The sequence below is a fragment of the Streptomyces sp. SID14436 genome (assembly GCF_010548465.1).
Lineage (GTDB): Bacteria > Actinomycetota > Actinomycetes > Streptomycetales > Streptomycetaceae > Streptomyces.
On the sequence record NZ_JAAGMD010000203.1, the window covers coordinates 1 to 1,309 of the forward strand.

1 pseudogene is annotated in these 1,309 nt (G+C 76.5%); it reads right to left on the reverse strand.

Going from position 1 to position 1,309, the window contains the following annotated elements:
• Positions 1-448 precede the first annotated feature (448 nt).
• Positions 449-1,095 (reverse strand): annotated as a pseudogene (locus G3I53_RS07265) (class II fructose-bisphosphate aldolase); the annotation flags it as partial.
• Positions 1,096-1,309: the final 214 nt, after the last annotated feature.

The following is a 1,309-nucleotide window of genomic DNA, read 5'->3' on the forward strand; positions in this document are numbered from 1 at the left end:
GGGCGCTGGTTGTCGGACGCCGGACGTGCGCCTGCCGAGGCGGGGCGCTGCCGATCGGGCCGCCGCACTGCCGCGGTGCGCCCGCCCGGAAACCCTGGGGGCGGGGGCCGGTCAGCCCGGCTGCTTCTCCGGGGGGTCCCGCACCCGTCGGCACTGCCGGGCGAGCGTGTCGGGCCGGCGCGGTGTCAGGGCGTCGACGACCGTAATCCGCCCCTTCACGTCTCCCCGTCCGGCCGGTGGGGCGGCGAGGCAGTGCTCGACGGCCCCCGCACCCCGTCCGGATGCTCCTGCCGGCCCCGCCCGCCGATCACGCCCAGCGGACCCGTCGAGGCGCCTCGGTCGTCCCGGCCCGCCCATCGGCGGGCCGGAGGAGCGCCGCCGGCTCCGCCGGCACAGCTGTCCCGGGCCGCCCCTGGAACGAGCGGCCCGGGGCGCGGGGGCGCCTTCGTCAGCCGAGCCCGCCGTGCAGCACTTTCAACAGGTGAGCCACTTCGCCCGCGACGGCGTCGCGGGCGGGGCCGACGTACGTGCGGGGGTCGACGGTTTCCGGGTGGGCGTCCAGGTGAGTGCGGGCGGCCCGGGTGAACTCCTTGTTCAGGTGGGTGGAGACGTTGACCTTCGTCATGCCCGCCTCGACGGCGTGCGCGAGGTCGGCGTCGGCCACGCCGGACGAGCCGTGCAGGACCAGCGGGACGTCCACCGAGGCACGCAGTTCGGCTATGAGGGCGAAGTCCAGGACGGCGTCCCGGGTGGTCATGGCGTGGGAGCTGCCCACCGCCACGGCCAGGGCGTCGACCCCGGTGGAGGCGACGAAGTCCCGTGCCTCCGCGGGATCCGTGCGCACGCCCGGAGCGTGCGCGCCGTCCTTGCCGCCGACCTCGCCGGGCTCCCCCTCGACCCACACGCCATGGGCACGGCAGTGGTCGGTGATCTCCTGGGTCGCCTTCAGGTTCTGCTCGTAGGGGAGCGTGGAGGCGTCGAACATGACGGAGGTGAAGCGAGTCGCACGGCCTCGTGCACCAGGTCCGTGGACTGCGCGTGGTCGAGGTGGACGGCGACCGGCACGCGCGGCGAGGACGCGGGGGACGTTGACGCCCTTGCCCCCGGCGCGCCGGTGCGCGGTGCCGACGCGGTGGGAGGTGTTCGGGCGCAGGTTGTCGACGCCGTAGGTGACGTCGAGGGCGGCGTTGGGGGTGACGGTGAGGATCACGGGTACCGGGCCTCCGTCCGGTGCCCGGCCCCGCAGCGGGGGCCGGTGCCGCGCCCGCGGGCCACCCCGGACCCACCGCACCCGGGCGGGCGGCCGGAG